This window comes from Eggerthella lenta DSM 2243 (assembly GCF_000024265.1).
Classification (GTDB): Bacteria; Actinomycetota; Coriobacteriia; order Coriobacteriales; family Eggerthellaceae; genus Eggerthella; species Eggerthella lenta.
Window position 1 is genome coordinate 155,570 of sequence record NC_013204.1, and the last position, 19,784, is coordinate 175,353.

Here is a 19,784-nt window from a genome sequence, read left to right on the forward strand (position 1 = left end):
ATCAGACATCAAAACCCAAGGAGGGTAATCATGATCGAAACCATGCCTGCTGAGCTCGCTGAGAACCTTATCGACTTCTGCGAGAACCGCGACCGCGTGTACGCGCTGCTGTCGCGCTGCTACGAGACCGAGATCGACGCCGCGTTCGCCGAGGCGCTGGCGGGGGAGGCCGCGCTGGCCTCCGACGACGCCGGCCTGGCCGCTGGGTTCGCCGCGCTCCAGGCCGACCTCGCCGACTGCGACGAGGATGCGCTCGAGCAGCTGGCGGTCGTCTTCGACCGCGCGTTCTTCGGCATGGGCCCGCGCACCGCTCAGAAGGCCTTCCCGTACGAGTCGGTGTATACGAGCGAGGGCGGCCTCATGATGCAGGAGGCCTACGCGGAGGTGCTGCACGTGTACCGCGGCGCGGGCTTCGCGAAGAACCCCGGCTTCAAGGAGCCGGAGGACCACCTGGCCGTGGAGCTGGCCTTCATGGCGCTTCTGTGCGGGCGCGCCGTGGAGGCGCTGCGCGCGGGAGACGAGGCGGGGGCCGAGCGCCAGCTGCGCGCCCAGAGGGAGTTCCTGAGCGACCACCTGCTGAACTGGATCGACCGCTTCACGGCCGACGTGCGCAAGGCTGCCGAAGACGGCTTCTATTTCGACTTGGCGACGTTCACCGAAGACTTCCTGACCGCCGACGCGGCCGAGCTCGCCGAAGTGCTGGGGTAGCAGCATGCGATCGTGGCACAAATTTTCGGTTTGGGCATGGTGGAAGGCGGGCGGGAAACAGCGAACAGGCATTACGTAAATGCATGGTTTGCTATTCGCCAAAAAGTAGAAGGAATTTGCGCCCAAACCGTGTATTTGTGCCAGATTCGGCCGACCTGACCGACGGCCGAAGCGTTTCACGTGAAACATCGAGTTTGTTGTTGAGGGGATGATAAGTGTGGAGACGATTTCCCGACGCGGGTTCCTCGCCGCGGGGGCCGTGGGCGCGGCGATGGTGGGCGTCGGCGGGTTCGGCGCGGTGTCGCGCCAGGCCGACGCCGCGTTCGTGCGCCCGCCGGGCGCGGAGTCGAACGCGCAGCTGGTGGCGGCGTGCGACCGCTGCGGGCGCTGCCTGCAGGCGTGTCCCTACGGCATCGTGACGCCGGTTCCGCTGGCCGAGAACCTGGTGGCCTACGGCACGCCGACGCTCGCCTTCGATCACGGGTGCTGCGACTTCTGCATGCAGTGCGTTGACGCGTGCCCCACCGGCGCGCTCGCCTACGGCGGCCCGCGCGAGCGCGACCTGGGCGTTGCCGTGGTGGTGAAGGACGCGTGCGTGGCCTGGGACTGGGCCGGCTGCACCGTGTGTAAGGACGAGTGCCCGGTGGAGGGCGCCATCACGCTGGACGACCACGACCGGCCGGTCGTGCATCCCGAGTACTGCGACGGCTGCGGCAAGTGCGAGCAGGTGTGCCCCTCGGCCTCGCTGCGCGCCTACGATGCGAGCGTCGAGGACAAGGGCATCGTGGTGGTGTCGCGCTCGAGCGAGGCGGCGCAGGCGACGGGCGCCGTGTCCAGCGAGGAGCTGGCGTCCAAGCGCACGGTGGCCGTGGCGCAGGCGAACGCGGCGAGCCCCCACACCAAGGGCGTCCACCCCGACGGCCCCGACGCGACGCGAGAGGCGGGAGCCTGACATGAAGACGCGCATCAAAACCATCCGCATCCTCGTGGCGACCGCCGTGCTGGCGCTGGCCGTCGTCGCGGCGCATCTCGGCGGCAATGCCGCCATCGGCACCCTGTGCGCGCTGTGCCCCGTGGGCTTCGCGCAGATCGCCGTCGCCTCGGGCAGCGTGCCGTGGGGCCTCATGCCCGGCGTGCTGGCCGTGCTGGTCATCGTGTTCTTGCTGGGTCGGGCGTTCTGCTCGTGGCTCTGCCCTTCGCAGCTTCTGAAGAACGTGTTCGGCGGCCACACCCCGCGCGGCATTCTCGGCCGCAGCGGCGAGGCGGTACCCGTCTTCCGCGGCGGTTCGGCGGCGAGCGATCCGTCCGAGCCTCCTGCATCGGTTGGAAAATCCTCCGGCTCCGGCTGCTCCACCTGCTCGTCCTGTGGGACCTCCAGTCTCAAAACCCAGGGCCTCGTCCTGGTCGTGCTGCTGGTTGTGTCTTTCGCTGTGGGGTTCCCGGTGTTCTGCCTGCTGTGCCCCATCGGTCTCGTGTTCGGCACGCTGTGGGCCCTCAACCGCGTGTTCGTTCTGCTGCAGCCGGGCTGGGAGCTGATCGTCTTCCCGCTCATGCTGCTGGCGGAGCTGTTCCTGTTCAAGCGTTGGTGCTCGTCCATCTGCCCGCTCGGCTTCTTCTTCGGGCTCATGGGCAAGCTGCGCGCGAAGCTCGGCTTCGGCGCCCGCCCTCAGGCCGACTGCGCCACCTGCATCTCGAAGGAGGGCTGCCGAACCTGTTCCACCGTGTGCCCCGAGGGCATCGACGTGGCGGATCCCGGCAAGGCGACGCTGGAGGCCTGCACCTTCTGCCTCGACTGCGTGGAGAACTGCCCCACGAAGTCCATCAAGGTCAAGGCGGGGGCCGGGAAGCCGATACCCGGCTCTTTCGACGAGCTTTCCGACGTTGAGGAGGTCGAACCGTCCGTCAGATAGCGCACGAGTCCGATCTCGTTTCCGTCTTGGCAAGTCGGGCTTCCGCTATCATGAGTGCGAGCCATGATAGCGGTGTCGAAGGGACGGCGTATGAAGTTCACCATAGTGGCGGTGGGAAAGCTGAAGGAAAAGTTCTGGACGGCTGCGTGCGCCGAGTACCTGAAGCGCATGCAGCCGTACGGTAAGACCGAGGTGCGCGAGATCGCCGACGTCGATCCTGCGCGCGCGGGCGGCGTGGATGCAGCGCGCGACCGCGAGGGCGCCGCCATCTTGGCCGCGCTCGGGCCCTCGGCGCATGTGGTGCTGCTGGCCATCGACGGCAAGCAGCGTTCGAGCGAGAGCTTCTCGCAGCGCATCGACGCGCTCAAGCTGAACGGCGCGAGCGATATCGCGTTCGTCATCGGCGGCTCCGACGGCGTGAGCGCCGCGGTGCGTCAGCGTGCCGACGAGACGCTGTCGTTCGGCCCTATCACGCTGCCGCACAACCTGGCTCGTGTGGTGCTGCTGGAACAGCTCTACCGCGCCCAGAAAATTTCACGCGGCGAGCCATACCATAAATGAGACAAAGGGACGGGTTAATGTCTCGTCGTCGCGAGAGCGCCCGTCCCCTTTGTCCCCCGAATGAGACATCAACCCCATTCCTTTGCCTCATTTTGCCTCATGAGTGCGAAGAGCGCGGTGGCCAGCGCTGCCGTTGCCAGGGCGGCAAGCTCGAGCGCATTCGCGTGGTCGCCGGTAGGCGCGAGCTTGCTTGGGCTGTCGGGCTGGTCGTCGGCTGGTTGCGGGAGCGGTTGCGGTTGAATGCCGGGATCGGCGGGGTCATCGCCTGGGTTTGCAGGAGTTTTGTCAAGTTGCGTCGTTACCACGTATCGGGCGCGCTTGGATTCGTCGACCTCGCCGCCTTCGGTTGCGCCGCCGTATTCCGTTGCGACGGGCGACCCCTTCGGCCCGTTTGCCGCCGCAACGCTCATTCCCACGTCGAGCCAGCGTCCGTCGTCGAGCCATGCGCCCAAGCCGGTGGATGCTGTAGTAAGCACGGAGAGCGGTTGCAGGTTCGCATCGCAGAACAGAACGTCGCTGCGGGAGATGGGCGGTTTCGTCATGTCGATGCGCCGCGACAGCGCCACGGTGCCGTGGCGAGCGACCCGAAGTTGCATGTATACGTCGGATCCGTCCACCTCGATAGGAGATCGTGCCCGTTCCGCTCCCGTGCTGTCGAACTCGATCAGCAGGTTCGTCAGCTTCGCGGGATCCAAGTAGTCCGAAGAAAGCAGCGCGTAGAAGCCGTCCTTCGCGCGCTCGACGGCCAGCAGCATGCGGCTGGCGCGCAGAGGCAGCGTGGCCGCGGCGCGCTCGGGCGTGCACAGCTCGCCATTGTCGGAGGCATGCTCGAGAAGGGTTGCGCCATCGCGCAGCGCCGCGACGATGGCGTCGGCGGGCAGGATGCGCGCTTCCTCCGTCAAAGCGCCTGCGTCATCCATGAACCCGAAGGCGAACGCGTCGGCGTCGACGGGAACCACGGTTTCGGCCTGGGTCCATCCGTAGCGCGCTTCCACGGTTCCGTCTTCAAGCGGGGTGAGCGCGGCGATCGTTCGGCCGCCGCCTGGATAGAAAGACGCCGCTAATACGGTGGACCCGCTGCCTGCAAGCGAGAGGGAAGCGGCTTGGTCGAAGGGATAGGACGCGATAACGGTTCCGCGCTGGAGATCGATCCAGTATCCCGCGCTTTCGCCTCCCGCTGCAGGCATGAGCACGAACGCGGTCTCGTTCGATAGCGGCACGACGCGAAGCGAAGGACGGTAGTCCAAGACGGCGGGAACGGGAACGCCCTCGACCGTGCGCGAGGATACGCGTGCGACATCGGCGGGGTCGATGGCGTGCAGCTTGAGCTGGCCGTCGGCTATCTGGAAGAACCGTTTGCTTCCGTCGGGGCAGGCGAACACGTTGCTGAGCACCGTGGAATCTTCGGTGTACTCGGTGCCCAGGTAGCCGCCCGCGCAGTCGACGGGGGTGAGCAGCGGGCTTGCTTTCAGCTCGAGGCGCACTTCGGGAGAATATGCAGTCGTGCCGCCTGTTTGAGCCAAGACGAACATGCCGGCAGGGAACACGATCTCGCACGTTGACGAAGGCCCGATATCGCCGGCATCGAGAAAGTACGGAAGGCTGACCGTGGTGCCGTCCGTCTCGATGTTCAGCAGGGCGTGGGGCTGGCCGTCCACGATGAGCTGCGTTGCCGCGGGCAGCGGCGTGGCGAGGGCAGGCTTCGTGGACGCTTCGAACGACAGCGTCCCCGTGTTCGAGACGCTGTCGAACAGGGGCGTAAGCGTGAAATCGTCGGGCGGTTCCGGCTTGCCGGCGTTCGAGTACGAGATGTTCAGCGTGCCGCCATCCGCACGGCTTTCGGTGACGGCGATGGTCAGGCCGGTGAATCCGACGTTGGCGTTTTCGAAAAAGTTGGTTGAAGGGTAACCTCGGGGAGACACCTCGTCGCCTGCGTACAGCATGCAGCCGTATTCTCTCGAGCCGATTGCGGCTGGGACGAGGTCGGTGCTTTCCGCGTGCGGCTCGTTCATATCAGGGTCGACCAGCTCGATCAGCTGGTTGTGCACGGTTCCGTACGTGTTCGAATGAACGAAATACGGTCCGCCCGATCCTAGGTCGGCCTGAACTCTGAAGAGGCGAAATCCCGACGGAAGCTCGGCGGGTTGGCCATCTTGCTCGTAGCGAACGCTTTGGTTGCCGGCGAAGCGGTCGTACTGCAGCAGGTAGTAGGACGAGAACATGCTTGCGTCTTGGTTCGCCACCACGACGATACCGCCGGTTTCATCGATGTCGTTCGAAGCGAACGCTTCTAAAGCCGCTTCTACGGACGAGCTGCCGTCGGCGGTTGCGTCCACGTGTTGCACCACCTTGCCGTCGCGTTTGACGTCGATGCCCGTCTCGTTCGCGAAGATGCGGGTGATCTTGCTGTCGGGCAGCCAGCCCAGCATCCATTTCGAGAATCCATTGTGATCGCCCTGGTTCTGCATCATGATGTCGAAGGTGAGGATTCCCGTGCGGTCGGCGGAGCCTCCTTGCTGGCTGGCGTACTGGTAGTAGTCGGGCAGGCCCAGCACGTGACCCGTTTCGTGGATGATGGTCTGCGCGGCCCACGGTTGGTCGCACGGATTCGACAGCGCCACGGCGTTCCATAGGCGCACTGTGCCGTCAGCGTACACGGCGTCGGGGACGTCGAGCACCTGCTCGTTGCTCCACCAGACGCTGCCCCAGCCGGTGTCGCCGCCGGCGAAGTGCAGGTAGACGGCATCGATGCGCCCGTCGCCGTTCGCGTCGAATCGCGCGAGATCGATGCCGGATGCCTCGAGGTGGTCGAGCGCCTCCTTGTACAGTTGCCCGATGTTCGCCGTGTAGAAATCGCGCTCGTGCTGGGCCGCGTAGTCGAACGCTTCGCCGGTGACGGTAAGCGCGCCGTACGACGCGCGGAGGTAGTAGTCGTGCAGGTTCTCGTAGGGAAAGCCGCCGGCGCTCGGCAGCGCGGCCTCGCCGACGGCGCGCGGGCCTATGAGCGCCTGAAGCGCTTCCAGCGTATCTCCTTCCGCGAAGGGGCGGTCGGGGAACGACACGCGCAGCGCCACCACGTGTGCGTTGCCGATAGCGGCCATGCCGCCGTCGTCGCCGGGAACCGCGTTCGGGGCGATGCCGTTTTGCGCCTGCTCGCGCGCGAGAGCCTGTTGGACGAGGCCGGGGGAGGGCTCGTCGTTGCCGAGGCTTTCCTGGAAGGCTTCTCGTTCGTCCAGCGTGCCGTCTGCGGCATAGGCGGCGCGTTGCTCGACGGTGGCGATGCAGGGCGAGTGCGCCGCGTCCTGCGCATGGGCCGACGCGGGCGCGAGCGCACCTGCGAAGGCTGCTGCCAGAAGCGCGGTCAGCCAAAACGCGGCCCAACGCGCGGCCTTTGAGCGAGCGAAGCGTTGCATGCGGTTCCCTTCGTCTTCCGGTGTGATGGAACCATACTACCCGCTGCCGCCCCGCTCGACACGTGCTTTTTGAGAATGAGGCAAAGGGGAGGGGTTAACGTCTCGTTTGGGGATATGGGGGACGGGCGCTCTCGCGACGACGAGACGTCAACCCCTCCCCTTTGCCTCATTCCGCCCGTCATCCGTGTTGGTGATCTGCGCGGTATAATGACCGAGTCGTTGGCGAATCGGGAAAGGAACTATATGCGCTTCGTCTCGTGGAACGTGAACGGCTTGCGCGCCGTGCTGAAAAAAGGCTTCGAAGACATCGTGTGCGAGCTGGACGCCGACATCGTTGCCTTGCAGGAAACGAAGCTGCAAGAGGGCCAGGCCACGCTCGACCTGCCGCAGTACCGCGAGTACTGGAGCTATGCCGAGAAGAAGGGTTACTCCGGCACGGCTATATTCTGCAAAGAGCAGCCGCTGCAGGCGCTGCACGGCCTGGGCTTCCCGCACCTGGATACCGAGGGGCGCATCGTGGCGCTGGAGTTCCCGAAATTCTGGTTCGTGGACGTGTACACGCCGAACGCGCAGAACGAGCTGGCGCGCATCGACCATCGCATGGAGTGGGACGACGCGTTCCGCGACTTCTGCAAGGGACTCGAAGAAGGCGTGCTGCCCGCCGGCGTGCCGGTGGAGCGGCCGGCGTTGGGCGAGGGGCACGTGGCCATTTCCGAGCTCCCGCTGACGCAGCCGGGCGAGACGGCCGACCCGAAGCCCGTCGTCATGTGCGGCGACTTCAACGTGGCTCACCAGGAGATCGATCTCAAAAACCCGGGCCCGAACCGCGGCAAGGCCGGTTTCTCGGACGAGGAGCGCGGCAAGTTCACCGACTTGCTGGAGGTCGGGTTCGTCGACTCGTTCCGCCACCTGCATCCTGACGTGACGGGCGCGTACTCGTGGTGGAGCTACCGCTTCAAAGCGCGCCAGACGAACGCGGGGTGGCGCATCGACTACTTCCTGGTCAGCGACGAGTTGGCTCCGAAGATCCAAAGCGCCTGCATCTACGACGAAGTCTACGGCAGCGACCACTGCCCCGTGGGGATAGAGCTGGAGCTGTAGGATCGCTTGCAGCTCGAATGCTCCGTCTGGGGCGTTCGAGCTGCGGCCGGTGACGCCGAAAATGCTTCCGTATGGTAAAAGCGGGGGAGTTTGGTAATCCTATGAAAACCGTGGGATATCTCTCGGCTCTTCTTCACCTGGGGATATGCAGGATGCTGCGTTCGGTCCTTGGAAATTCGGGTCGGAAGGCAGGCGGGAGATTACCAAACCGCCCCGTTTCTGCCGCCGAGCTTCGATTTCTCCGTCATCCTCCGCCCCGCCCCCGCTCCCCCCCCCGTCCCCCCGCCCCGCCCCGCCCCCTCTTCCCCCGCTTCCCGTTCTCCGTTTTCCAAGAAGCTGACTGTCCGAAGGATCCTTGTCTCTCGAGGCGGCGGGGAGCTTGCCGATCTTGACGTCGCGAATGACGGGGCGCGCGGCAAGCGGTTCTGCAACGGCGTTCGCAGACGCCGCGTCATCTAGAGTCCCTGTGGCGTGTGCCGCAGCGGAAAGAGCGCTCATGGTATGATGCTTCTCGTTGTATGACGGCAGAAAGACGGTTATGGATAGAGCGAAAATCGAAGAGGGCGTGCGGCTGATCCTCGAAGGCGTGGGCGAGGATCCCGGCCGCGAGGGCCTGGTCAAAACTCCCGAGCGCGTGGCGAAGATGTACGAGGAGGTGTTCGCGGGCCTCACCGAGGATCCGGCGCAGCATTTCGAAACCACGTTCGACGAGCACCACGAGGAAATGGTTCTCGTGCGCGACATCCCCTTCTATTCCATGTGCGAGCATCATCTCGCGCCGTTTTTCGGCGTGGCGCATGTGGCGTACATTCCGGCATCCGATGGACGCATCTGCGGATTGTCGAAGCTCGCGCGCCTGGTGGATGCTTTCGCGAAACGACCGCAAGTGCAGGAACGTCTGACCTCGCAAATCGCCGACACGCTGATCGAACAGCTGCACCCGCAGGGCGTGATCGTGGTTTTGGAGGCCGAGCACATGTGCATGAGCATGCGCGGTGTGAAGAAGCCCGGCACGACCACCACCACCAGCGCCGTGCGCGGCGCCTTCGAGAAAAGCCAGGCGACGCGCGCCGAGGCACTGTCGCTCATCTTCGCGCGACGGAACTAGGGCGCCCCCCCCCGAAAGGGCCATCGCGAATGTTTCACGTGAAACATTCGTTCGCAATCAGGTAGCGCAGCAGGCAAGGAAAGGAACCAGCCAATGAAGTGTGTAGTCTCCGTTCTGGGCAAGGACCGCAGCGGCATCGTCGCGGAGGTTGCCACCGCGCTTGCCGAGTGCGGCGCGAACATCGACGACATCAGCCAGACCATCCTGGACGACATCTTCTCGATGACCATGCTGACCACGCTCAATCCCGAGGTGGCCGACTTCAACACGGTGCAGGAGAAGCTGGAAGCTGTGGGCGAATCCCTGGGTGTCCAAATCATCGTCCAGCGCGAAGACGTCTTCCAGATGATGTACAAGATCTAACGTCCTAAAAGGGGCAATTCCCATCTGGGGCGTTTTCGTGGGCATCGGCTAGGGCTCTATAGCGAAAGGCGGCCTTTGGATGTTAGGGATGGAGCGAGGCGGGCGGTTCTACCGGCTGTTCGACGCGCTTTTTGGTGCACGCGAACGCGATGTTCAACTTGACGGTCGAAGATGCTTCGACGCTACGGATGTCCTAAAAGGGAACAGATTCCTTTTAGGACATTTTCGTGAAGGTCAAGCGGTGAACAGATCGATTATCTCCTGCTTGGAGTGTACGCCCAGCTTCGCGTAGATGTTCTTGATATGTCCTCGCACGGTGTTGGGAGACAGGTACAGAGCCTCGCCGATATAGGTGGAGCTCCTGCCGCGAGCCAGCAGCAGGAGGATTTCCGATTCGCGGTCCGTCAGGCCATGCCGAACCGTCACTTCGGTGCCTTTGGCGTCGAATGCGTCTTCGCCTCGGACGGGCTCGCCGGACGCGGCCGGCCGTTGCTCGCGTTCCGAGCGCTTCCTGATGCGCAGCATGAATAGCAGGACGATGGAAAGCAGGTACAACGCGATGCAGAACACCAGCATCGTCTTGAACGACGGGTTGAGATCGAGCCCCGCGATAACCGTGCCGCCTACGATCCCCGACACCGATGCAAGCCTGATCAGCAGCACCGACGCACCCATGAACGCATACGGGTTCAAATCGCTTTCGTGCGCTTCGCGAATGATGAGGTACATCACGCTGGTGGAGATCAGGCTGTGGCCGGCGACGAACGCCGCGCCCACGAAGTAGCTGTACTGGAAGTTCGCGAACGGCCAAATGATCAGCACGCCGGTGAGCAGGGGGAAGAGCGCGCGATAGGCGCGGGAGGCGCTGAACGTCTTCGGAAAGCCGTACGCCATGACGAAGAACGCCATCGAGGCTGCGGCGATGCCCATCGCCGATGCCAAAGACGAGCCGTCGAAGTCGTAGTGCTGCACCACCATGAATCCGTTGATGATGCCCACGACGCATCCGAGCACCAGCAGCGACAGCAGGCCTTCCCCGATGGACACGAATCCCCGAAGGTACGGTCGCAGGGAGGTTCGATCCCTCTTCTGCTCCGCACCCGCCGCCGCCTCGTCGCCTCCCATCGTCTTGCCGCTGGCAAGCGCGTTGCCCGCTATGCCTTTCGCGCGTCGATAGAGCAGTGCGCTCGCCACTAGCGTCGCAACGACGCAGGGAAGCATGACCAGCGAAGGGCTGTTCTGCAAGGCCAAAGTGACCGCGGCGGCCAGCAGCATCGACGAGGCCAGCGTCTTCATGCTGATGGTGGGCTCCATTTCCGTCATGATTTCTACCCAAGCCAACGTGAGCATGACCGTGGCGGTTCCCTGCGCGAAAGCAAGCGCCATCAGCGAGACTACTGGATCGACGGACGAGAGAGCGCCGCTGTACGACAACACCGCGGTGGCCGCCAGCACCAACGAGGGCGCGATCACTGGCATGGATAGCCTGGGCAGCCGACCAAGCAGGGCCAGCGCGACGATGACCGCTTCCGTGAGGACGACGAAAGCCGCCGACGCGATGCTGAAGTCCAATCCCGCTATGAGGACGGTGGTCGTTTCCGACGTCAGCATGGCCGTGGAGTATAGGGACGACTGGGCGACTTTGAACGAGGCGAATCCAAGCGCGCAGCACGCGACGAACAGACGGCGCTTGTCGAAGCGCGAAACATCCATCGGCCGACCCCTCCCCTCGATACGTCGCCGAATCTGCGCTCATTGTCCGATAGTATCGTCTCTCTGCCAACCCCTGTTCGTGCAAAAAAGCCCTGTTGGAGGCAATTCAACCCAAAATGAGGGAGGGGTCGAGTCGCCGATTCGACCCAGAATGGGAGATGCGTCGCGCCTGTTCTCCGGCCTATGCTGAGCGGGTCGTCAAGTAGGGCGGGAAGAGCTCCGACGACAAGGATAGCAATCGAAACTGAACGGTCGCCAGGGGAGGGCATTGTGCCCGCAGGAGCGGCGGTTCGGCCCGAGCAACAGGAGGGATGTCATGAACGAAGGAATTTCACGGCGCAACTTCATCGGCGGTGCGGCGCTGGGCGGCGCAGCGCTCGCATTGGGCGCGCTTGCGGGCTGCGCTCCGCAAGGCGACAAGCCCACGGGTTCCGAGGGCACCTGGGATGCCGAGGTCGACCTGCTGGTGTGCGGCTGCGGCGGCGCCGGCATGGCGTGCGCGGTCGAAGCCAAGGACAATGGCGTGGAGAACGTGCTGATCATCGAAAAGGGTGACCAGATCGGCGGCACTACGGCCATGTCCCAGGGCATGATCGCCGGTTGGGATACCCAGCTGCAGAAGTCGCAGGGCGTCGAGCTCACCTACGACGCGATGTATGCGAACCTGATGAACAACGCGTCGTATCATCTTGACCCGGCGCTCACTAAGATCACGGTGGAGAACAGCGGCAAGACCATCGACTGGCTGATCGACCGCGTGGGCGTCAAGTTCACGGATCAGATCGACATCTACTACGGCCCCCTGCAAATGATGCATAACGTCGACGGCGCGGGCGGCGGTTTCGTCGCGGCTTTCACCGCCTGCCTGGACCAGCTGGGCGTGGAGATCCAGAAGGGCACGAAGCTGGTGGAGGTTCTGCTGGACGCCGAGGGCAAGACGGAAGGCGCGGTGGTCGAGGCGAAGGGAAAGACGCAGCGTATCAAGGCGCGCGCTATCATGATCGCCACCGGCGGCTACGCCTACAACGCCGAGCTGGCGGCGCGCTTCGATCCCGAGAAGGCGGGTACGTTCGGCATCGGGCACCCGAATTGCGAGGGCGAGGGCCTGGTGGCCGCTTCGAACGCAGGCGCGCTCCTGTCGCACACCAACGACATGATGTGCGTGGTGAAGGACTACACCATCATGAGCGAGCACAACGGCACCTCGGCCAGCGCTAACCTCAACGGTTTCACGAACCTTCCCAACATGATCTTGGTGGGCGCCGACGGCAAGCGCTTCGTCGACGAGGGCAAAAAAGGCTTCATGAGCCAGAACCTGAACGGCCCCATTTTCGACAAGATCCATCGCGACGGCATGGGCTACGTATGGGAGATCTCCGACGAGGCCACGGTGGCAGCAGCCGGCGGCAAAGTGAAGCGCGGCGAAGGACTCGAATACATCAAGGGTGCCGATGCGACTGAGCTCGCGGCCAACATGGGCGTGGATGCCGCAGCGCTTGCCGAGACCATCGAGGCCTACAACGCTGCGGTGGACTCGGGCGTGGACCGCGAGATCGGCGGCTTCCCCACGGCCAAGCTGGAGGCTCCTTTCCTGGCCGTGCCCGTCGTGCCGTGCGAGATCATCACGTACGGCGGCGTGGCTCGCACCGAGCAGGGCGAGGTCATCCGTGCTGATGGCGAAGTGATGCCGGGCCTGTTCGTGGGCGGCGAGGCTAGCTGCAACTCCGCCTACATGGGATTCACGCTTTCCAACTGCTTCACGTGGGGTCGCATCGGCGCCCAGAGCGCGGCGGCGTACCTGAAAGCCTAGACCCTTTCCTCCTTCATCCCCTCCCTGATGCGGGTGCGGCGCAAGCGCGTTGCACCCGCATTTTTTTCGCGTGCGCAGCGTTGCCTCGCTTTCGGCCGAAACCTGCCAGAAACGGCAAGCCTTTTCGCACGGGCGCCGTCGAACGCACGCAGCAAAGCGCGTCGACCCGATCCAGCGGGACCCGGTCGACGCGCTTCGGGAGGAGGGGTGCGTACGGGTTAGTTGAGCTTGCCAGAACCTAGATCCTTGCCCAAAACGTAGGGCAGCGTAATGCAGGTGGCTCCGTAGTTCATGCCTTCCATCGCGAACGTGTAGGTGCCGGAGTAGAAGTTGCCGATCATGCATCCGGCGTTGAACAGGCCTTCGATCGGCTGGTCGTTCTCGTCGAGCACCCGAAGATCGCTGTCGGTGCGCAGGCCGCCCAGAGAAGTCAGGAAGCCGGGAGAGAAGGATGCGCCGTAGAAGGGACCGTCGTCTGCCCCAATGGAGATGAGCTTGTCGGCGGTCTTGTAGAAATCAGTGTCCACGCCTGCTTCGCACATCTTGTTGTAGCGCTCGACGGTGTCGATAGTCGCCGCCGGCAAGCCGAGCTTCGAGATGACCTCTTCGCGCGTGTCTGCCTTGACGATGCCGAAGCCGTCGGCATCCGTATCCCAGCGTTCGATAACCTCTTCCGTCGTGAAGTATTCGCCGTGAGGGTAGTTGATGGCGCCCCAGGGCCCACCTGCTTCGGCGCGATTAGCGCCCCAGATGCAATAGGCGGTCTTCTCGGACAAATGCATGATGGTCGCGCAGGCGAGGCCTCCCAACGCGTCCTCGTTCATGAAGCGCTGTCCCATGTTGTCCACCATGAGGCCGGTGTGGCTCGTGTAAGGTTGGTCGCCGGGAAGGTTGGGGCGGCCGAGCATGATGTTGTTGGGCTCCTTTTGCCAGGCGCCGCCCACCCAAAGCTCCATTTTGTGGCCGTCTCCGGGCATGAGCCCGCCCATCCAAATGCCCTGATCGTAGTTGATGTCGGTTGTGAAATCGCACAGCTCGACGGCCTGGGGGCAATAGCGCTCCATCATATCCTTGTCATGGGAGAAGTCGCCGGTTGCCATGATGACGGCTTTGGTGCCGACGTATTTGGTGTAGGCGCCGTCGGCATCGGACGCGATGATCGCGTCCACGCGACCTTCCTTGCCGTTGGCAACGCCGCCGCGAACCAGCTGCTCGCCTTTGACGTTCCAGCGCACGTCTACTCCCAGGTCTTTGGTCACGTACCTCCCCATCTCCGCAGCGATATGCCCTTCGCCGTTTCCGATGGAGCCTTTCAGCTCGCTGTCGTCAACGTAGAACGCGTGAGCTGCGGGCGGGGTGAACATCGGGTCGCCTTCTTTGTATTCCGGACCCGACTCGATGGTGGTCTTGATGCCGGCCTTGGCCGCGATGTCGATGATCCAGTTGATGGCCTCCTCGGAGTTGTTGTAGAACTTGTACCACAGAGCCGGTTTGAAGTTGCCGCCGTTGGCGAGGTACTCCTTGCGGTAGAACCACGTGGGATCCATGCGGGGGATGCCCATCTCTTCCATGACCTTCGAATACACGCCGTTGTTGGATCCGCCGCGGCTCACAGGAGCCTTCGACGCGCTGATGAGCGTCACCTTCAATCCGTTTTCAGCGCATGATGCAGCTGCGACCAGACCGCTCATGCCGCCTCCCACCACCACGACATCGGTTTCAACCGTTTCGGTGACGAGGTCGTCGCCGATAGGATCGGGCGCGATCTCGAAGCTCCACCGCTGTTCGGCGTTGTTCGCGCCCGTCGTTTGGGCGGAGTCGGACTTGCTTTCGGATGTTCCTGCTGCGGGCGAGCATGCGGCCAGCGCGCCTCCCGCAATGAGGCCTGCAGCGCTCAATGCCGCCCCTTTGACGAAGCTGCGACGGTTCAGATTTCCCTCCATGATGAACTCCCTTTCCTAGCTTATCTCACCAAGGCGCTGCTTGCCTTGCGGGCGCTGTTTGCGCCTTGGACTGATCGCAGCCTAATCGATCAGGGAAAACAAGGCCTCACCCAGCCTAGGTGGTTTTTCGTCCAGAAGGTCGGACGTCGCGAGCGTCCGCTAAGGAGGTCGAGGGGTGCGGTACAATGGGCGCGCGGACAGCTGGCGCGGAAGTTCGAGCGCATGCTGTTCGCGCGCGGAGGGGAGGTGCGGATCCATGAGATTCATTCTGAAAAACATGAAGCGAGAGCAGGTGCTGGCCGCGCTCGCCTACGGGTTCTTCCTGGCGTGCACCTCGGTGACGCTGTGGGGAGGGTATGTGCGGTTTCTGACCGGGCAGGTGGATCCGGGCTCTTTCATGCTCGAGTATTTCGTGCGAAGCGCGACCCTGCCTCTCTCGCTTGCGGTTTCCGGCTTGGCCGCCTTCTATTGGCCGAAGGCTCGGCTGTGGCGTTCTCCGATACTGGCGCTGGGGTTTTTTCTTGCGGGTTCGCTGCTGGTTGCCTTGCAGCATGGCGGCGTGGTTTCGTCCGAGTGGTCGCTTGTCGTGGTGGGCGCGTGCTTCGGATGGGGAAGCGGGATCATGTTCGGCGCCTTGCAGGAAATCGTGGCTGCGCAAAAGGTGTTCACGGCCGGTATCGTCGTGTTTGCCGCCGCTGGGATTTCGGCGTTGCTGTTTTTCGCTGTTGAGGTTTTGCCCGCCGATGCAGTACCGTGGATGTCGCTGTTCGTGTTCGTCGGCGCGGCGGTGGCGCTAACCTGTGCTGCATGGAAATGCGCTCCGAAGGTGCATCCCATGTTCGACACGGTTCCCGATCAGCGGCGCGATCGGTGCCGCGAAGCGGTTTCCGAGTTGTGGCGCCCTTTGCTCTGCGTCGCTTTCTCCGCGTTCATTGTGGGTATCGTGCGCGTCGGTTCGGCCTCGGGTGGCGGGTCGATAGGGCAAACGAATGAAAGCAACATGATCGGGCTGCTTGCCGCTTCGGTCGCGCTGCTGGCAACTTGGAGGTTCTTGTACGAGCGCGTTACGCTCATGCGTTTGTATCAGATTCTGTTTCCGCTTACGGCGACGGCGTTTCTGCTGTTGCCGCTTCTTGAGGGAACGTTTCGCCAGGTGGTGTACTCCCTCGTGTTCCTGGTGTTTTCGGTCACGTCTTCGCTCATGGTAGTGTCGTGCGCTCGGACGGCGCGCAACCAATCGCTCACTCCCGTGCTCGTGTACGGCACCTTCGCCAGCATCGTGTATGCAAGCTCGCTGGCGGGTTCCGTCGTGGGCTTGTTCGTGGGCGCGGGTCGAGGCGTTGGGCTGGCGGAGCTGTCCGTGGTGGCATTGGTGGCGGTGTACGCGCTGTCGGTAGCGATGGTGGCGCCGCATGGGAGGAAGGCGGGTAGCGTGAAAGCCGCTTCGGGAGAGAAGCTGGCTCCTGTAGTCGGAGCTGTAGGCGATTCCGTGACTGCAGGCTGCGCGGTTGCTGTCGAGCGTTACGGTCTGTCGCGTCGCGAGGCCGAGTCTCGACCTCCTTGCCCGTGGCCGCGATGTGCCGTATGTGGCCGAAGAGCTGGTCATATCGAAGAACACCGTGCGGACCCACACGAAGAGCATTTTCGCAAAAACAGGGGTTCATTCGCGCCAGGAGCTTATCGACTTGGTGGAGTCCATCGAAGCGTGAGCACGTTCCTGCCGAACGCGAACTTTGCATCGCGAAAGGTCCTGCGCGCCCCATTAGCCATATGTCCCGCAGCGCAGAGGAATGCTTCACGTGAAACATTCTTGCATTGGATTTCCCCTGTCGAAAATACTAGTTTTTAATATAGTATTTTATGCAAATTGCAAATCGTATAAAATACTATACAAGAATATAGTATTAACGATAGCACGGAGGCGACGATGTTCAACTTGACGGTCGAAGATGCTTCCAAGCGCCTTGGCGTGGGGCGCGCACGCGTCAACCAGCTCATCCGCAGCGGCATGCTGGCTGCCGAGAAAGTGGGCGGGATATGGCTCATCGACGAGCAGAGCGTGGAAGCGCGTCGCAACGCCGCTCCGAAGGCGGGGCGTCCTCCTGCAAGTTCCAGCAAAGGGGATGTGGGGCGCTACGTGCTGATGAATCGCACGCACGAGGTGCTTTCGTTTCGCTACGATGAGGCGGCCGGTGCGTTCGTCGACGCAGGGGACATCGTCGATCCTGCGCGAGCCCCGCTGGGCATGATCTCCCCCCGAGGTCGAAAAGTCTCGAAAGACGCGCTGTCGTTCTGGTGGAAGCATCGCTGCATCCCCGGAACTAGAGAAGGCATCGACGCGAAGCTGGCCGAGCTGGGCGTCGATTCACCTGCGAGGATTCCCTTCAAGAGCCTTGGGCTGTCTTTGTCGGATCAGTATTGGATTCGTCCCGAAAACTGTGAAATCGCCTGGGAGGACGTGAACTATTTCGACAACGATTTCTGCGAGATGCGAAGCGGCAGAGGCTGGCTCGACGGGGTGGGGCTCGACTCCCCGGACAACACCTCGGAAGGCGAACTCCCGAAAAAATGGGTATGCGACGGTGCGAAGCGCTTGCTGGTGAAGGGCGGATCGGTTCTCAACCAGGAGCCGTTCAACGAGGCGGCAGCGAGCGCTCTATACTCACGGCTGCTTGCCCCGGACGAGTATGTGAAATATCGCTTGGAGAGCCGGGCGGGCGGTGCCGTCTGCATCTGCGAAAATTTCGTCGGCTCCACCGAAGAGTACATCCCGTCCTACTATGTTCGCCAGACTATGCGTCAGCCGAACCATCGCAACGATTACCAACACTACCTGGAATGCTGCTCGGCGCTTGATGCGGAGCACGTCGAGATCGCGTTGTCCAAGATGATCGTGTGCGACGACATCTTGGGAAACTCCGATCGGCATTGGCGAAACTTCGGGCTTGTGCGAGACGTGGAAACGCTGCGCTACCGTATCGCGCCGCTGTTCGATACGGGCGGCAGCCTCTGGTGCTCGTCGACGCTCGAAAGCCTGCGAGCGCACGATTTCTCGTTCACGACCAAGCCGTTCTACGAAGACGCCAACCGTCAGCTTCGGTTGGTGAACGACTACTCGTGGTTCGATCCGGCTGCGCTCGAAGGGTTTGCAGACGAGCTTTCGGCCATCCTTTCGGACAATCCCGCGTTGGCCGAGCGCGTGGACTATATCTGCTGCGCCGTCCAAAAACGCATCGATCGCATTGTAAGGATGCTGTAGTCGGCGGGGCCGTGAGGGGCGTTTCACGTGAAGCATTTGTACGATGGCCTCTTTCCGGCGCATCTTCGCTCCAAAAACACGCCTCAGCGCCGGGAGCGTGTTTTCCGAGCGAAGATGCTCCTCCGAACTGTCAAATTGTGCCTTTAATGAGAATTAATATCAATTAGTATTCCATTTCGAAACGGATTGCCGTATCGTAGCCCCCATCAAACAGAACGCCGCCAATGCGGCTAAAGGGAAAGGCTCGATACCATGGCCGACCGAATCGACACCACAAGGCTCACGAACGAGGTGGGCAACCCCGTCGCCGACAACAACCATACGCTGACCGCGGGCGAGCGCGGCCCCATGATGCTCCAGGACAACTGGATGATCGAGAAGCTGGCGCACTTCGACCGCGAGGTCATCCCCGAGCGACGCATGCACGCGAAGGGTTCGGGCGCGTACGGCACCTTCAAGGTGACCGGCGATATCAGCAAGTACACGAAGGCGAAGGTGTTTCAGCCGGGCGCCGAGACCGAGGTGTTCGTCCGCTTCTCCACCGTGGCGGGCGAGCGCGGCGCGGCTGACGCCGAGCGAGACATCCGCGGCTTCGCCATGAAGTTCTACACGCCCGACGGCAACTGGGACCTCGTGGGCAACAACACGCCCGTCTTCTTCCTGCGCGATCCCAAGAAGTTCATCGACCTCAACCACGTGGTGAAGCGCGATCCGCACACCAACATGCACTCGGCGCAGAGCAACTGGGACTTCTGGTCCAGCTTGCCCGAGGCGCTGCACCAGGTGACCATCGTCATGTCCGACCGCGGCATCCCGGCCAGTTACCGGCACATGCACGGCTTCGGCAGCCACACGTTCAGCCTGATAAACGAGGACAACGAGCGCGTGTGGGTGAAGTTCCACCTCAAGACCAACCAGGGCATCAAGAACCTCACCGACGCCGAGGCCGGCCAGATCATCGCGGGCGACCGCGAGAGCCACCAGCGCGACCTGTTCAACGCCATCGAGCGCGGCGAGTTCCCCAGCTGGCTCTTCTGCGTCCAGATCATGGACGAGGCCACGGCGAAGAACTACAAGGAGAACCCGTTCGACATCACGAAGACGTGGAGCCAGAAGGAGTTTCCGCTGATCGAGGTGGGCACGCTTGAGCTGAACCGCAACCCCGAGAACTACTTCGCCGAGGTGGAGCAGGCCGCGTTCGCGCCGACGCACCTCGTGCCGGGCATCGGGCTGTCGCCCGACAAGCTGCTGCAGGGCCGCCTGTTCGCGTACGGCGACGCGCAGCGCTACCGCCTGGGCGTGAACCACAATCACATCCCGGTGAACCGGCCGCGCTGCCCCTATGCCGAGTTCCATCGCGACGGTATGATGCGCACCGACGGCAACTTCGGCGGCACCATCGGCTACGAGCCGAACAGCTACGGGCAGTGGCAGCAGCAGGCCGACGCGGCCGAGCCGCCGCTGGACCTGTTCGGACCGATGGACGCGTGGGATCCCGCCGACGACCCCACCGACGACACGTTCTACCAGCCGGGCGACCTGTATCGTCTGATGGGCGAGGATCAGCGCGCTGCCCTCATCGACAACACGGCGCGCAACATGGACGGCGTGACCGAGAACATCCGCCTGCGCCATGCGGCGCACTGCTACAAGGCCGATCCCGAGTACGGCGATCGTTTGGCCGCAGCGCTGGTCGTGGACGTTGAGCGCGTGCACGAACTGGCCGCGATGACTCACGAAGAGCGCATGGCCGCCACCGGCCAGCAGGTTCCCGCCCGCAAGATCGGCGGCGAGGTGCGCGCCTAGCGCTACGCGCCTGAAAGGCGCCCGCCATGTTTCGGGCGCCACCTAACCAAGCTATTCCGTTGACGGTCGCTTCTGCTCATCCCTCTTGC

Annotated in this window: 14 protein-coding genes; 11 read left to right on the forward strand and 3 right to left on the reverse strand. The window is 63.2% G+C overall.

The window, feature by feature from the left end; genetic code table 11:
* Positions 1 to 30: 30 nt before the first annotated feature.
* The 4 genes from ELEN_RS00615 (at position 31) to rlmH (ending at position 3,179) form a co-directional block, all read left to right on the forward strand.
* Positions 31 to 708, forward strand: coding sequence for a TorD/DmsD family molecular chaperone (locus ELEN_RS00615; RefSeq protein ID WP_015759820.1), 678 nt, complete (start codon positions 31 to 33; stop codon positions 706 to 708).
* 208 nt (positions 709 to 916) lie between these two features.
* Positions 917 to 1,660 carry a 4Fe-4S dicluster domain-containing protein gene (locus tag ELEN_RS00620; protein ID WP_015759821.1) on the forward strand — a complete coding sequence of 248 codons (744 nt, stop codon included), beginning with the start codon at positions 917 to 919 and terminating at the stop codon, positions 1,658 to 1,660.
* 1 nt (position 1,661) lies between these two features.
* Positions 1,662 to 2,618 carry a 4Fe-4S binding protein gene (locus ELEN_RS00625; RefSeq protein ID WP_015759822.1) on the forward strand — a complete coding sequence of 319 codons (957 nt, stop codon included), beginning with the start codon at positions 1,662 to 1,664 and terminating at the stop codon, positions 2,616 to 2,618.
* A 90-nt stretch (positions 2,619 to 2,708) separates the two neighbouring features.
* Positions 2,709 to 3,179 (forward strand): 23S rRNA (pseudouridine(1915)-N(3))-methyltransferase RlmH, encoded by a 471-nt coding sequence (gene rlmH / locus ELEN_RS00630; RefSeq protein WP_021410870.1) that lies wholly within the window; start codon positions 2,709 to 2,711, stop codon positions 3,177 to 3,179.
* A gap of 68 nt (positions 3,180 to 3,247) precedes the next feature.
* Here the strand turns inward: rlmH and ELEN_RS00635 are convergent, their stop codons facing one another.
* Positions 3,248 to 6,592 (reverse strand): metallopeptidase domain-containing protein, encoded by a 3,345-nt coding sequence (locus tag ELEN_RS00635; protein WP_015759824.1) that lies wholly within the window; start codon positions 6,590 to 6,592, stop codon positions 3,248 to 3,250.
* 243 nt (positions 6,593 to 6,835) lie between these two features.
* On the opposite strand from ELEN_RS00635, the gene ELEN_RS00640 reads away from it, so the two are divergent.
* From ELEN_RS00640 to ELEN_RS00650, 3 genes are all read left to right on the forward strand, one after another.
* Entirely contained in the window at positions 6,836 to 7,693 is an 858-nt protein-coding gene (locus ELEN_RS00640) for an exodeoxyribonuclease III (protein WP_009305703.1), read from the forward strand.
* A gap of 538 nt (positions 7,694 to 8,231) precedes the next feature.
* Positions 8,232 to 8,801, forward strand: coding sequence for a GTP cyclohydrolase I FolE (gene folE / locus ELEN_RS00645; protein WP_009305704.1), 570 nt, complete (start codon positions 8,232 to 8,234; stop codon positions 8,799 to 8,801).
* Between the two features lie 93 nt (positions 8,802 to 8,894).
* Positions 8,895 to 9,164: an ACT domain-containing protein gene (locus ELEN_RS00650; RefSeq protein WP_009305705.1), complete on the forward strand. Its 270-nt coding sequence runs from the start codon at positions 8,895 to 8,897 to the stop codon at positions 9,162 to 9,164.
* Positions 9,165 to 9,398: 234 nt separating this feature from the next.
* Here the strand turns inward: ELEN_RS00650 and ELEN_RS00655 are convergent, their stop codons facing one another.
* Complete coding sequence (locus tag ELEN_RS00655; protein WP_009305706.1) at positions 9,399 to 10,877, reverse strand: helix-turn-helix transcriptional regulator; 1,479 nt, start codon at positions 10,875 to 10,877, stop codon at positions 9,399 to 9,401.
* A 316-nt stretch (positions 10,878 to 11,193) separates the two neighbouring features.
* On the opposite strand from ELEN_RS00655, the gene ELEN_RS00660 reads away from it, so the two are divergent.
* Positions 11,194 to 12,687: an FAD-dependent oxidoreductase gene (locus ELEN_RS00660; protein ID WP_009305707.1), complete on the forward strand. Its 1,494-nt coding sequence runs from the start codon at positions 11,194 to 11,196 to the stop codon at positions 12,685 to 12,687.
* A gap of 218 nt (positions 12,688 to 12,905) precedes the next feature.
* Here the strand turns inward: ELEN_RS00660 and ELEN_RS00665 are convergent, their stop codons facing one another.
* A complete protein-coding gene (locus ELEN_RS00665; protein ID WP_009305708.1) occupies positions 12,906 to 14,630 on the reverse strand; it encodes an FAD-binding protein in 1,725 nt (574 codons plus the stop codon).
* Between the two features lie 292 nt (positions 14,631 to 14,922).
* Between ELEN_RS00665 and ELEN_RS16710 the strand changes: the two genes are divergently transcribed.
* The 3 genes from ELEN_RS16710 (at position 14,923) to ELEN_RS00680 (ending at position 19,695) form a co-directional block, all read left to right on the forward strand.
* Positions 14,923 to 16,479, forward strand: a complete 1,557-nt coding sequence (locus tag ELEN_RS16710) for a LuxR family transcriptional regulator (RefSeq protein WP_475566288.1) — start codon at positions 14,923 to 14,925, stop codon at positions 16,477 to 16,479.
* Positions 16,480 to 16,557: 78 nt separating this feature from the next.
* Positions 16,558 to 17,889 (forward strand): DNA-binding protein, encoded by a 1,332-nt coding sequence (locus tag ELEN_RS00675; protein WP_009305710.1) that lies wholly within the window; start codon positions 16,558 to 16,560, stop codon positions 17,887 to 17,889.
* Positions 17,890 to 18,141: 252 nt separating this feature from the next.
* Positions 18,142 to 19,695, forward strand: coding sequence for a catalase (locus ELEN_RS00680; protein WP_015759826.1), 1,554 nt, complete (start codon positions 18,142 to 18,144; stop codon positions 19,693 to 19,695).
* Positions 19,696 to 19,784: the final 89 nt, after the last annotated feature.